At 70.4% G+C, this 13,527-nt stretch carries 10 protein-coding genes; 4 read left to right on the top strand and 6 right to left on the bottom strand.

Translation table 11 applies throughout. From position 1 onward, the window contains the following. Positions 1-39 precede the first annotated feature (39 nt). From gcl to ppc, 4 genes are all read right to left on the bottom strand, one after another. Complete coding sequence (gene gcl / locus BXA03_RS12520; RefSeq protein ID WP_076508062.1) at positions 40-1,833, bottom strand: glyoxylate carboligase; 1,794 nt, start codon at positions 1,831-1,833, stop codon at positions 40-42. Positions 1,834-1,969: 136 nt separating this feature from the next. After that, on the bottom strand, positions 1,970-2,404 hold the full coding sequence (locus tag BXA03_RS12515; protein WP_076508059.1) for a type II toxin-antitoxin system VapC family toxin: 435 nt from the start codon (positions 2,402-2,404) through the stop codon (positions 1,970-1,972). Next, positions 2,401-2,655, bottom strand: coding sequence for a hypothetical protein (locus tag BXA03_RS12510; RefSeq protein WP_083716046.1), 255 nt, complete (start codon positions 2,653-2,655; stop codon positions 2,401-2,403). Before BXA03_RS12510 ends, BXA03_RS12515 begins: the two co-directional genes overlap by 4 nt. Before the next feature lie 64 nt (positions 2,656-2,719). After that, entirely contained in the window at positions 2,720-5,581 is a 2,862-nt protein-coding gene (ppc, locus tag BXA03_RS12505; RefSeq protein ID WP_076508053.1) for a phosphoenolpyruvate carboxylase, read from the bottom strand. A 104-nt stretch (positions 5,582-5,685) separates the two neighbouring features. Here ppc and hemC point away from each other — a divergent pair, with 104 nt between their 5' ends. Genes hemC through BXA03_RS12485 form a run of 4 tightly spaced genes read left to right on the top strand, consistent with a single transcriptional unit; the run spans position 5,686 to position 9,760 of the window. Next, positions 5,686-6,597 (top strand): hydroxymethylbilane synthase, encoded by a 912-nt coding sequence (hemC, locus tag BXA03_RS12500; RefSeq protein WP_076508050.1) that lies wholly within the window; start codon positions 5,686-5,688, stop codon positions 6,595-6,597. A gap of 40 nt (positions 6,598-6,637) precedes the next feature. Beyond that, complete coding sequence (locus BXA03_RS12495; protein ID WP_076508521.1) at positions 6,638-7,396, top strand: uroporphyrinogen-III synthase; 759 nt, start codon at positions 6,638-6,640, stop codon at positions 7,394-7,396. Further along, on the top strand, positions 7,393-8,481 hold the full coding sequence (locus BXA03_RS12490; RefSeq protein WP_076508047.1) for a uroporphyrinogen-III C-methyltransferase: 1,089 nt from the start codon (positions 7,393-7,395) through the stop codon (positions 8,479-8,481). The genes BXA03_RS12495 and BXA03_RS12490 overlap by 4 nt, the downstream gene beginning before the upstream one ends. 4 nt (positions 8,482-8,485) lie before the next feature. After that, positions 8,486-9,760 (top strand): heme biosynthesis protein HemY, encoded by a 1,275-nt coding sequence (locus BXA03_RS12485; protein ID WP_076508044.1) that lies wholly within the window; start codon positions 8,486-8,488, stop codon positions 9,758-9,760. A 211-nt stretch (positions 9,761-9,971) separates the two neighbouring features. Here the strand turns inward: BXA03_RS12485 and BXA03_RS12480 are convergent, their stop codons facing one another. Continuing rightward, the gene (locus BXA03_RS12480; protein ID WP_076508041.1) at positions 9,972-13,022 is read right to left on the bottom strand and encodes an Rne/Rng family ribonuclease; all 3,051 of its coding nucleotides are present in this window, start codon (positions 13,020-13,022) and stop codon (positions 9,972-9,974) included. A 138-nt stretch (positions 13,023-13,160) separates the two neighbouring features. After that, positions 13,161-13,361, bottom strand: a complete 201-nt coding sequence (locus BXA03_RS12475; protein ID WP_143476297.1) for a hypothetical protein — start codon at positions 13,359-13,361, stop codon at positions 13,161-13,163. Positions 13,362-13,527: the final 166 nt, after the last annotated feature.

Raw genomic sequence — 13,527 nt, 5'->3', positions numbered from 1 at the left:
CGTAGCCCAGCGGCCATGGCGGATTCGCTCGCACTCTTCTCAATCGAGCATGGCGGCAGCGATGGCCGTGGGCGCATCGGCCAGGCCATCGGCCAGCGGCTCGAACTCGCGGATGGCGTCGATCTCGGTGCCCATGGCGATGTTGGTCACCCGCTCCAGCATCACCTCGATCACCACCGGCACGCGGTGCTCGGCCATCAGGGCCTCGGCCTGGTCCAGCGCGGGTTGCATCTCCTCGGGCCGCTGCACGCGGATGGCCTTGCAGCCCAGGCCCTCGACCACCTTCTTGTGGTCCACGCCGTAGTGGCGCTCGATGCCGGCGTCGGGCGCGGCATTGATGTTCTCGAAGCCCAGTTGCACGCAGTAGTCCATGTCGAAGCCGCGCTGCGCCTGGCGGATCAGGCCCAGGTAGCTGTTGTTGACCACGATGTGGAGGTACGGCAGCTTGAACTGCGCGCCCACCGCCAGCTCTTCGACCATGAACTGGAAGTCGTAGTCGCCCGACAGCGCCACCACGCGGCGCGACGGGTCGGCGGCGCACACGCCCAGGGCGGCCGGCACCGTCCAGCCCAGCGGGCCGGCCTGGCCGCAGTTGATCCAGTGCCGCGGCTGGTAGACATGCAGGAACTGCGCGGCCGCGATCTGCGACAGGCCGATGGTGCTCACGTAGCAGGTCTCGCGGTCGAAGTGCCGGTTCATGCACTGGTAGACGCGCTGCGGCTTCATCGGCACGTCGGCGAAGTCGGTCTTGCGCAGCATCGTGCGCTTGCGTTCGCGGCATTCGGCGGCCCACGTGCTGCGGTCGGGCAGGCGGCCCTCGGCCTTCATGGCCTCGGCCACCTCGACGAACAGGGCCAGCGCCGCACCCGCGTCCGAGACGATGCCGAAGTCGGGCATGAACACGCGGCCGATCTGCGTGGGCTCGATGTCCACATGCACGAAGGTGCGGCCGTGCGTGTAGACGTCGACCGAGCCCGTGTGCCGATTGGCCCAGCGGTTGCCGATGCCCAGCACGAAGTCACTGGCCAGCAGCGTGGCGTTGCCGTAGCGGTGGCTGGTCTGCAGGCCGCACATGCCGGCCATCAGCGGATGGTCGTCCGGGATGCTGCCCCAGCCCATCAGCGTCGGGATGACCGGCGTGCCGGTCAGCTCGGCCAGGCGCACCAGCAGTGCGCTGGCGTCGGCGTTGATGACGCCGCCGCCGGCCACGATCAGCGGCCGCTCGGCCGCATTCAGCATGGCCAGCGCCTTCTCGATCTGCGCCCGCGTGGCGGCGGGCTTGTAGGCCGGCAGCGGTGCATAGGTGTCGATGTCGAATTCGATCTCGGCCATCTGCACGTCGAAGGGCAGGTCGATGAGCACCGGCCCGGGCCGGCCCGAGCGCATCAGGTGGAAGGCCTGCTGGAAGACCTGCGGCACCTGCGCCGGCTCGCGCACGGTGACGGCCCACTTGGTGACGGGCTTGGCGATGGACTCGATGTCCACGGCCTGGAAGTCTTCCTTGTAGAGCCGGGCCCGTGGCGCCTGGCCCGTGATGCAGAGGATGGGGATGGAGTCGGCCGATGCCGAATAGAGCCCCGTGATCATGTCGGTGCCCGCCGGGCCCGAGGTGCCGATGCACACGCCGATGTTCCCGGCCACGGCCCGGGTGTAGCCCTCGGCCATGTGCGAGGCGCCTTCCACGTGCCGCGCCAGGATGTGACCGATGCCGCCATGGGCGCGCAGCGCGGCGTACAGCGGGTTGATGGCGGCGCCCGGCACACCGAAGGCCTGCGTGATGCCCTCGCGTTCCATCACCAGCACGGCGGCCTGGGCCGCAGTCATTCTTGCCATGAGTGGTCTCCTCGTTCGATGGACCGCACTCTAGGAAGGGCGGGGCGAACGCAGAAGACGCAGGCGGGCGATAAGCGCTATTCCGCCAGCGAATGGCGCGAGAGGGCGCGAAGCAGTGGGGCCGCGCGAAGGCCGATCAGCCGATCAACGGATTGCGCACGCGCAGGTTGGGAAAACGGCTGAAGTCGCGGTCGGCGCTCCACAGCTCGCGCACGCCATGGGCAAGGCAGAGCGCGGCGATGCGCGCGTCGTGCACCATCGGCCCCTGTAGCCGCGCATCGGCGATGAGTGCGCGCAGCCGCGGCCAATGGTCGGGCGATTCGGACAACAGATGCAGCGTCGGCGACTCCAGCCAGAGGTCGATCTGCCGCAGCGCCTGGGCCGGTGTGCTGGGCGGCGAATACACCCGCGGATGGGTGGCGATGCCGTAGAACTCGTGCAGGCACGGCCAGGCGATGGCCCATGCGCCGTTGCCTTCGGCCAGTTCGGCCACCTTGGCTGCGGCTGCTGCGTGAAATGGGCTGTCTACGCGATGGGCGTACACCAGCAGGTTGGTGTCCAGGGCGATCATCCGCCCCGCCCTGCGTCCGGGCCGTAGAGCGCATCTCGCATCTGGTCCCACCCAGCGTCGCGCCAGGCGGGCGACAGGCCTTGGCCGTCGACGCTGCCGTCGCACAGCTTGAAAGGCTTGGCGGCCTTCTTCTCGGCCATGACGGTGCGCAGGCCCTGTTCGATCAGGGCCTTCATGCTCATGTTGTGGGCATCGGCATAGCGCCGCGCCTGCGCGAAGAGCGGGTCGGGGAGTTCGATCGTTGTTTTCATAGGGGTGCCCATATCGTTGGGTATGGGCACCCATATTAGTTCCGCCCGCAGGCGGCAACAAGCCTCATCCCGTGTTGCGCAGCCCTGCGGCGACGCCGTTGATCGACAGGTGGACGCCGCGCTGCAGCCGCTCGCTTTCATCGCCGCCGCGGAAGCGCCGCATCAGCTCGACCTGCAGATGGTGCAGCGGGTCGATGTAGGGGAAGCGGTGGCGCACCGAGCGCTGCAGCTCGGCGTTGCCTTCCAGCCGCTGCTTGGCGCCAGTGATGAGCGTCAGCGCATCGGAGGTGCGGCGCCATTCGGCCTCGATCATCGAGAACACCTTCTGGCGCAGTTTGCGCTCGCCCACCAGCTCGGCATAGCGCGCGGCCAGCTGCAGATCGCTCTTGGCCAGCACCATGTCCATGTTGGACAGCAGCGTGCGGAAGAAGGGCCACTGGGCGTACATCTTCTGCAGCAGCACCTCGCGCTCCTTGCGGCCGGCCACGTCCTTGGCCTCGGCCAGGAAGGCCTGGATCGCGCTGCCGAAGCCGTACCAGCCGTTGATGGTGAGCCGGCACTGGCCCCAGCTGAAGCTCCAGGGCACGGCGCGCAGGTCCTCGATGTTGCGTTTGGGATTGCGCGAGGCCGGGCGCGAACCGATGTTGAGTTCGGCGATCTCCCGGATGGGCGTGGAGCCGAAGAAGTAGTCGACGAAGCCGGGCGTCTCGTACACCAGCGCGCGGTAGGCGTCCATGCTGGCCTGCGAGATGGTCGACGCGGCATTGATGAAGGCGGTGGGCGCGGACCTGGTGGAGCCGAGGAAGGTGGCTTCCAGCGTGGCGGCGACCAGCGTCTCCAGGTTGCGCCGGCCGATCTCGCGGTTGGCGTACTTGGAGCCGATCACCTCCCCTTGTTCCGTAAGCCGCAGCTGGCCGCGCACGGTGCCGGGCGGCTGCGCGAGGATGGCCTGGTAGCTGGGGCCGCCGCCGCGGCCGACGGTGCCGCCGCGGCCATGGAACATGCGCAGGCGGATGCCGTCCTTCTGGCCCTCGTTCATTTCGTCGAACAGCTTCACCAGCGCCATGCCGGCGCGGTAAAGCTCCCAGTTGCTGGTGAAGATGCCGCCGTCCTTGTTGCTGTCGCTGTAGCCCAGCATGATGTCCTGCTCGCCGCCGGAGCGCTGGATCATGGCGCGCACGCCGGGCAGTTCGTAGACGGCCCGCACGATGGGCGCGGCATTGCGCAGGTCGGCGATGGTCTCGAACAGCGGCACGACGATCAGGTCGCACACGGCATCCTCCTGCAGCGTGCCGCGCAGCAGGCCCACTTCCTTCTGCAGCACCATGGCCTCGAGCAGGTCGCTCACGGTCTCGGTGTGGCTGATGATGTAGTGGCGGATGGCGGCGCGGCCGTAGCGGCGGTGCGACTCCAGCGCCTGCTGGAAGATCGCCACTTCACTCACGGTGAGCGGCTGGTAGCTGGCGCCGGGCACGCGCAACGGCCGCGCGTCGTTGAGCAGCTTGAGCAGCAGCGTCTGCTTGTCTTCTTCAGCCAGCTCGGCATAGGTCGGTTCGATGCGGGCCACCTTGAGCAGGTCGGCGATCACGGCCTCGTGCTTGTCGGAACTCTGGCGCAGGTCCACCGTGGCCAGGTGGAAGCCGAAGACTTCCACTGCGCGCATCAGCGGGCGCAGGCGCTGGTCGAGCAGCACACCGCCGTGCTTGTCGATGAGCGATTCCTCGATGGTGCGCAGGTCGGCCAGGAACTCCTCGGCCGACTTGTAGGGGTTCTGCGGTGCCACCGCATGGCGCGCGGCCACGCCGCCGGTCAGATCGCGCAGCGTGGCGGCCAGGCGGGCATAGATGCCGGTCAGCGCGCGGCGGTAGGGCTCGTCGTGGCGGTGCTCGTTGGGATCGGGCGAGGCCTCGGCCAGGGCCTGCATCTCCACCGTCACGTCCACCAGCGTGGCGGACATCGACAGCTCGCCGCCCAGGTAGTGCACTTCGGTCAGGTAGTGGCGCAGCGCCAGCTCGCACTGGCGGCGCAGGGCGTACTCGAGCGTCTCGGCCGTGACGTTGGGATTGCCGTCACGGTCGCCGCCGATCCACTGGCCCATGCGGAAGAAAGAAGCGATGTGCTCCGCGCCCAGGGCCTTCTCCAGCGTGGCATAGACCTTAGGGATCTCGCGCAGGAAGGTGGCTTCGTAGTAGGAGAGCGCGTTCTCGATCTCGTCGGCCACCGTGAGCTTGGTGAAGCGCAGCAGCCGCGTCTGCCACAGCTGCACGACGCGGGTGCGTAGCAGGGCTTCGTTCTCTTCCAGCTCGCGCGGCGTGAGCGTGTCCTTCTGCGCGGCGAAGAGGGTCTGGCGCTGCCGGATCTCGTCGCGGGCCGTCAGCAGCTGGGCGATGCCGCGTTCGGCGTCGAGGATGGACTTGCGCTGCACCTCGGTCGGGTGGGCGGTGAGCACCGGCGACAGGTAGCTGTGAGCCAGCGTCCCCACCACGTCGTCTGCCGAGACGCCCGCCTTGCGGATGCGGGCCAGGGCCACATCCAGGCTGCCGTCGATGGCCTCGCCCGCGCGTTCGGCCTCGGTGCGGCGGCGGATGAGGTGACGGTCCTCGGCCAGGTTGGCCAGGTGGCTGAAGTAGGTGAAGGCGCGGATCACCTGCACCGTCTGCGCCGCCGACAGGCCCTTGAGCAACTGCTTGAGCGCGCGGTCGGCCGACTGGTCGGCGTCGCGCCGGAAGGCGACCGACAACGTGCGCACCTTCTCGACCAGATCGAAGCTGTCCTTGCCTTCCTGCTCGCGGATGACGTCGCCGAGGATGCGGCCCAGCAGCCGGATGTCCTCGATCAGCGGGGCGTCGTCGGTGCCCTTGCGCGGTGACGGGGCGGCGTTCTCGCCAGGCTTCTTCGTGCTTTTCGTCCGGGTGGCGGGCGGCATGCAGGACTCTCCTCTACGCAGTGGTTGTGGTGTTTGCCATCAGTCGTTGCTGCGGCGCAACATGCTAGCATCCGCGGCCCAGCACACCACGCGGAGACCGCTCTGTGAGCCACATCGTGATCGCCACCCGCGAAAGTCGCCTTGCCCTCTGGCAGGCCGAGCATGTGCGAGACCTGCTGCAAGAACAGGGCCACACGGTCGAGCTGCTGGGCATGACCACCCGCGGCGACCAGATCCTGGACCGCACGCTCAGCAAGGTCGGCGGCAAGGGCCTGTTCGTCAAGGAACTGGAACTGGCGCTCGAAGAAGGCCGCGCCGACATCGCCGTCCATTCGCTCAAGGACGTGCCGATGGAACTGCCCGACGGCTTCGAACTGGCGGCCGTGCTCGAGCGCGAGGACGCGCGCGATGCCTTCGTCTCCCCCAACCACGCGCGGCTGGAAGACCTGCCCGAAGGCGCCGTCGTCGGCACCTCCAGCCTGCGCCGCACGGTGCTGCTGCGCGCCCTGCGGCCCGACCTGCGCATCGAGCCCTTGCGCGGCAACCTCGACACCCGGCTGCGCAAGCTGGACGAAGGGCACTATGCCGCGATCGTGCTGGCCGCCGCCGGGCTGATGCGGCTGGGGCTGGCGTCGCGCATCCGCACCGTCTTCGAGCCCGAACAGATGCTGCCCGCCGCGGGGCAGGGCGCGCTGGGCATCGAGATCCGCGCAGACCGGCACGACCTGCGCGAAGCCCTGGCGCCGCTGGTCGACATGACCACCTGGCGCCGCGTGGCGGCCGAGCGTGCGGTGAGCCGGGCCATGGGCGGCAGCTGTTCCATGCCGTTGGCGGCGTTCGTGCAGGATCTGGGGGATGGCCGCCTGCATGTGCGTGCGGCCTGGGGCGACGCGGAGCAGGCCGGCGTGCTGGTGAGGGCCGAGCTGAGCGACACCGCTGTCGACCTGACCGCGGCCGAGGCCTTGGGCGCCGAGGCTGCGCGGCGCCTGCAGGCCGGCGGTGCCCGGCTCGGCTGAGCGACTGCGCCCGCTGCCCGAGCTTTTTCCTGCCCCGGCCATGACTGCGGCGCCTTCCCTGATCGTCACGCGGCCCGAGCCCGAGGCCACGCGCTGGACCGAGGCGCTGCGCGCGCGGGGCATTGGGGCCCAGGCCTTGCCGTTGATCGAGATCGCGCCACTCGCCGGTGCGGTTGCCTGGCCTGTCGAGCAGTCGCCCCATGTCCTGATGTTCGTGAGCGCGTCGGCCGTGCGGCATTTCTTTTCCAGCGCCCCGCCGGCCAGCGTCAACGGCTGTCGATGCTGGGCCACGGGCTCCGGCACGGCGCGCGCGCTGGCCGAGGCCGGCGTGGATTCGGCACGCATCGACCAGCCAGCGGCCGAAGGGCCCTTCGATTCGGAATCATTATGGGCACGCGTGCATCACCAGATCGAGCCTGGGGCCTGTGTCTGGCTGGTACGCGGCGCCGATGCCGAGGGACGGGCCGCGGGCCGCGACTGGCTGTTCCGCCGGATCGAGGCTTCGGGCGGCGTGCCCGTGCAGGTGCCGGTCTACCGACGGTTGGTGCCCAGGCTTGGCGTCGAGGGCACGCGAGTCGTGCAGGCCGGCATCGCAAGCGGGGCGACCTGGCTGTTCAGCAGTTCGGAGGCCGTGGCCAACCTGCTGGCGCTGGCTCCCCGTGCCGACTGGTCGCAGGCCTTTGCACTGGCCACCCACGAGCGCATCGCACAGGCCGCACGCGGCGCGGGCTTTGGTGGGGTCCGCGTGGTCGCGCCTGACCTGGACGCCGTGGCCGCGTCGATAGAATTCCCGCGATGAGCGCACCCCCCGCGACCGACGACACCGTCACCGATCCCGTCGCGCGACCCCTGGCCCCCGTCCCCCCTTCTCCCGTGCCCCCCTCCGGCGCCGTGCTGGCGGTGCGGCTGGCCTTTGGCACCATCACGCTCGCGGCACTCGTCGCCATCGTCATGGCCGCCATGCTCTGGCAGAAGGTGGGCGGCATGCAGGAGCAGCTGGCGCGCCAGAGTGCCGACGCCACCCGTCAGGCGACCGAGGCCCGCACCCTGGCCCGTGAGGCGCAGGAGACCGTGCGCTCCGCCGATGCCCGGGTGGCGGTGCTCGAAACCCGCCTGGCCGAAGTCAGTCTGCAGCGTGCTCAGGTCGAGGAAGCGCTGCAGAGCCTTTCGCGCTCGCGGGACGAAAGCCTGCTGGTGGACATCGACGCGGCATTGCGCCTTGCGCTGGAGCAGGCCCAGGCCACCGGCAATGTGCAGCCCCTGTTGGCCGCGCTCAAGGCCAGCGACCAGCGCATCGCCCGCGCTTCGCAGCCTCGGCTGCAGCCGGTCCAGCGCGCCATCCAGCGCGACGCCGACCGCATCCGCGCCACCGCGAGCGGCGACGGGGGCGAGGCACTGGCGCGACTGGACGACCTGCTCAAGGGCGTGGATGACATGCCTGTGATGAATGCGCTGGCGCCGCGGGGCAACAACCGCAGCAGCAGCGACGGCTGGGCGAACGAGGCGATTCCCGCCGACGCGCCCTGGTGGCAGCGCATCCTGCTGGGTGTACGAAACGAAGTGCGCTCGCTGATCCGCGTCTCGCGCATCGACCGACCCGAGTCGGTGCTGCTCGCGCCCGACCAGACCTACTTCCTGCGCGAGAACCTCAAGCTCAAGCTGTTGAGCGCCCGGCTCGCGCTGCTGGCTGGCCAGGTGGCGCCGGCACGGGCCGAGCTGGCCGGCGTGACGGCCTCGCTCAACCGCTATTTCGATCCGGCCTCGCGCCGCGTGCAGGCCGCCGCGACGCAACTGCAGCAGGTGCAGGCGCTGGTGCGCGCGGCCGAGCCGGCGCGCCTCGACGACACCCTCACGGCCCTGGCAGCCGTGTCCGCGGGGCGCTGAGGCCATGCGCGCGGCCGTCTGGCTCCTGGTGCTGTTCGCGGTCGCGGCCGCGGTGGCGCTGTTCGCGGGCAACAACCAGGGCATCGTCACCGTCTTCTGGCCGCCGACGCGAGTGGACCTGTCGCTCAACTTCGCGCTGCTGCTGCTGATCCTGGTGTTCATGCTGCTCTACGGTGCGCTGCGGGCACTGCAGGCGCTTTTCTCGCTGCCCGTGCAGGCGCGGCAGTGGCGCCTGCAGCAGAAGGAGCGCAATCTGCACGCGGCCCTGCTGGACTCGGTGGTGCAGTTGCTGGCCGGCCGCTTCACCCGTGCGCGCAAGTCGGCACTCGCCGCGCTGGCCCAGGAGCATGTGCTCTCCGGCCTGGAGGCCCAACTGCCCCAGGCGCAGCAGGTGCGCGTGCTCGCGCACCTCATGGCCGCCGAGAGCGCCCAGGCCCTCCAGGATCGCTCGGCCCGTGACGCGCATCTCCAGCATGCGTTGAACGAAGGCCGCGAGCGGGGCGGCATGTCTGCCGAGACACGTGACGGCGTGCAGCTGCGCTCGGCCCGCTGGGCCCTGGAAGACCGCAACGCCACGGCCGCGCTGGACCGGCTGGCCGAGCTGCCGCAGGGCGTGCAGCGCCGTACGCTGGCGCTGCGGCTGCGCCTGAAGGCCACGCGCCTCTCCGGCCGCACGCAGGACGCACTGGACACGGCCCGCCTGCTGGCCAAGCACCGCGCTTTCTCGGACGACGGCGCCCGCAGCATCCTGCGCGGCCTGGCGCTGGAGCTTATTGGCCAGGCGCACGATCCGGCCCAGCTGATGCGTGCCTGGAACGAGCTGGATCCGTCCGAGCGCGCCATCCCTGAAGTGGCCATCCAGGCCGCCCAGCGCATGGTGGTGCTGCGCGGCGACCTCGCCATGGCGCGCGCCTGGCTGCTGCCGCTGTGGGAGCGCTCCCTTGCGCAGCCCGATGCGCTCAGCGACAGCCAGCGTGCCAAGCTCGTGCGTGCGCTGGAGGCGGGGCTCGACACGGTCGACGCCGAATGGCTGGCCCGCATCGAAGGCGCCCAGCGCGCCCAGCCGCGCGACGCGCACCTGCAGTACCTGGCCGGCATGGCCTGCATGAAGCGTCAGCTGTGGGGCAAGGCCCAGCAGTTGCTCACGCAGGCCGGGCTGGCCCAGCAGGATGCGGAACTGCACCGTCGTGCCTGGGTGGCCGTCGCCCAGCTCGCGGAGCAGCGGGAAGACGCGCAGCAGGCCCTGATGGCCTGGAAGCGGGCCGCGCAGGGCGGTTGAATCCGCGAGGTGTCGACGCGCAGGGTTTAGTGCGCGCTGACGGTGCCTTGTCGGCGTTGGGCGACCTGCGCCCGCCCTTGACCGGATGAGCGCCAAGCAAAAAGGCCCGTGGTCTGCACCACGGGCCTTTTTGCTTGGCCGCACCCTGCAGGACAGGCTGGCGGCTGGGGCTGCCGGACCCGCCTTCGCGAATCCGGCATGGACCTTTCGATCAGGACGCGGTCGCGGCCGGCTGGCTGTCGAGGTCTGCCGCCTTCTCGAAAGGCAGCGTGATGGCGCTCAGGTCGCGACGGGTCTCGACCAGGACCAGCGGGCCTTCGTCCAGCACCACCACCGGCGGACGCTCGCGCGGCACGTGGACCGCCTTCGGCTCGGCGGCGATGGCCGCGCGGACTTCGGCGATGCGGTCGGGGTTGGAATTCACCCACTCGAGGCCGGCCCCCTGGGCGACCGCCGCCAACTCCTCGGCCGGCAGTGCGAACGCTGTCACGCGCGGCAGCGCGCCGCGGCCCGACGAAGCCGCCGGGGCAGGTGCCGGCGCAGGCACGGGCGCCACGGCCACCGGAGCAGGGGAGGCCGTCGGTTCGGTCGCCTGTTCGACCATGGGTGCAGGAGCGACCGCTTCGGGCTCGCTGGCGGGTGCCAACGGCGCGTCGACCGGCTGGACAGCCTCGTCGCGGCCCGCTTCGCCTGCGTCACGCTCGCGCGAAGCACGGTCCCGGCGGTCGCGGCCATAGCGGTCGCGCGAGCGGCGGCGTTCTTCGCCTTCACGACGCGGCGCCGGGTCGTCGCCCACCGCGGCGTCGGCCGCCTCGGCCACGGCCGCAGCCTCGGCCGGCGTCTGGTGCAGCGCCTCGGCCTCGGTCACCGCGGCCGGCAGGGCGTCGACCGGGCGACGCTCGCGGCGGCCTTCGCGCGGCGCCTGTTCACCGCCACGCACAGCATCGTCGCCCTCGGCAGAGGCGCTTTCGCGCGCCATGCCGTCGTCGCGACGACGTTCACCGCGCTCACCGCGCTCACCGCGTTCGCGACGCTCGCCCTGGCGGCCGTTGCGCTCTCCACGCTCGCCACGTTCACGGCGCTCTGCGGGTGCCTCTGCGCCCTCGAGGGCGCCGTCGAGCGGTGCCTGCAGGGCTTCGACCGGCGCGGCCTCACGGCGCTCGCCACGGCCATTGCGGCGATCGCGTTCGCCGCCTTCACGGGGCGCGCGGCCTTCGCGGCCGGCGTTGTCGCCGTTGCGGGCTTCACGCGGCTCACGGCCTTCGCGGGGCTCGCGGCGGCCTTCGCCGTTGAGCGCCTCGCGGCGCTCGCCGCGACCTTCACCACGATCGCCCCGGTCACCGCGGCCTTCGCGGTTGCTGCGGCCTTCACCGCGACCTTCGCCGCCCCGGCCTTCACCGCGACCGCTGCGACCGCCACGCTCGCCGCGGCGACTGCCGCCGCCTGGACGGGCCGTTTCTTCCACAGCCGGTGCCGGCGCGGGGACCGGCGCGGCAACAGGCGCCGGCGCCGGCGCAGCGCCGAACAGACCCTTGAGCCAGCCGAAGAAGCCGCGTTCGGCGGGTGCGGGCGCAGCCGGTGCCGGCGCGACCACCGGGGCTGCGGCGACAGGCGCCGGCGCCGCGGGCTTTTCCTCGCGCGCGGGCACCACGGGCGCCGGCGCATCCGGCAGCACGCCCTTGATGACGGGGCTCTGGCGGTTGGTCGGCTCCTGCGAGCGGCGCGTGATGCGCGTCGGGTCCTCGACCTCGTCGGCCATGGTGTAGCTGGCACGCAGTTGATCCAGGCGCGGGTCGTCGTGCTTCATCCGCTCCAGCTTGTAGTTGGGCGTCTCCAGCGTCTTGTTCGGGATCATCAGCACGTTCACGCGCTGCTTGAGCTCGATCTTGGCGATCTCGGTGCGCTTCTCGTTCAGCAGGAAGGAGGCGACCTCCACCGGCACCTGCACGTGCACGGCGGCGGTGTTGTCCTTCATGGACTCTTCCTGAATGATGCGCAGGATCTGCAGCGCGCTCGACTCGGTGTCGCGGATGTGGCCGGAGCCGCCGCAGCGCGGGCAGGGGATCGACGAGCCTTCGGACAGCGCGGGCTTCAGGCGCTGGCGGCTCATCTCCATCAGGCCGAACTTGCTGATGGTGCCGAACTGCACGCGGGCGCGGTCCTGGCGCAGCGCGTCGCGAAGGCGGTTCTCGACCTCGCGGCGGTTCTTCGACTCGTCCATGTCGATGAAGTCGATGACGATCAGGCCGCCCAGGTCGCGCAGGCGCATCTGGCGGGCCACTTCGTCGGCCGCTTCGAGGTTGGTGCGGGTGGCCGTCTCCTCGATGTCGCCGCCCTTGATGGCGCGGGCCGAGTTGACGTCGATGGACACCAGCGCCTCGGTGTGGTCGATCACGATGGCGCCGCCCGAGGGCAGCTGCACGGTGCGGGCGTAGGCCGACTCGATCTGGTGCTCGATCTGGAAGCGGCTGAACAGCGCGGCATCGTCGCGGTAGCGCTTCACGCGGGCGGCATGCTCGGGCATGACGTGCGCCATGAACTGCTGCGCCTGCTCGTAGATGTCGTCGGTGTCGATGAGGATGTCGCCGATGTCGTGATTGAAGTAGTCACGGATGGCGCGGATGACGAGCGACGACTCCTGGTAGATCAGGAAGGCGCCCTTGCCGCCCTTGGCGGCGCCGTCGATGGCGGTCCACAGCTTGAGCAGGTAGTTCAGGTCCCACTGCAGCTCGGGCGCGGTGCGGCCGATGCCGGCGGTGCGCGCGATGATGGACATGCCCTTGGGGTACTCGAGCTGGTCCATCGCCTCCTTGAGCTCGGCCCGGTCCTCGCCCTCGATGCGCCGGCTGACGCCGCCGCCGCGCGGGTTGTTGGGCATCAGCACCACGTAGCGGCCGGCCAGGCTGACGAAGGTGGTGAGGGCGGCGCCCTTGTTGCCGCGCTCTTCCTTCTCGACCTGGACCAGCAGTTCCTGGCCCTCGCGGATCGCATCCTGGATGCGCGCCTGGCTGGCGGAGACGCCTTCGGCGAAGTACTGCTTGGAGATTTCCTTGAAGGGCAGGAAGCCGTGGCGGTCTTCGCCGTAGTCGACGAAGCAGGCCTCCAGGCTGGGCTCGACGCGGGTGACGACGGCCTTGTAGATGTTGCCCTTGCGCTGTTCGCGCCCTTCGATCTCGATTTCGTAGTCGAGCAGCTTCTGCCCGTCCACGATCGCCAGGCGGCGTTCTTCGGCCTGCGTGGCGTTGATCAGCATCCGTTTCATGGGAGTGCGTGTCCTTGTTCGTGTGTGTCTTCACTGGCCCGGAAGGGGCCCACGATGCGCGGACGACGCGGCGAAACGACGGGACAGCGCCGTTCTCCTTTCCGCGATTGCAGGCGGCAGACAGCCGCCGGCCGGGCATCAGCCCGCAGGACGCGACAGGGGAGGGGGCGCGAGGATGGGCGCGAGACCGATCTGCCGCCGGCCGGACATCTTGGGGACGTCGGGTGGCTGGACAGGCACCGAGGTGGCGGGCGCTGGATGCATGGGCGCTGCCACCGGCATCAGCCAGCGCAGGCACATACGGAGCAGCCACATCAGCAGCACAAGGGGGTCTCGCATCGATCCGCCGTCCGGCGCCCGTCTCTGAAAGAACAGGCCGCCAGCCGGCAAGGGGGGAATCCGTCTCGGGGTTTCGTCAGCGTCGGCTCGCCTTGCGCATCCGGCGCCGCCCGTGGCCTGGTGGGCCTGGGGCCGGCGATGGTGGACCACGCAAGTGGCATCGACC

The organism is Pseudacidovorax sp. RU35E (assembly GCF_900156165.1).
In the GTDB taxonomy this organism is placed as follows: domain Bacteria; phylum Pseudomonadota; class Gammaproteobacteria; order Burkholderiales; family Burkholderiaceae_C; genus Xenophilus.
This window is presented reverse-complemented; position numbering and strand designations above follow the sequence as displayed.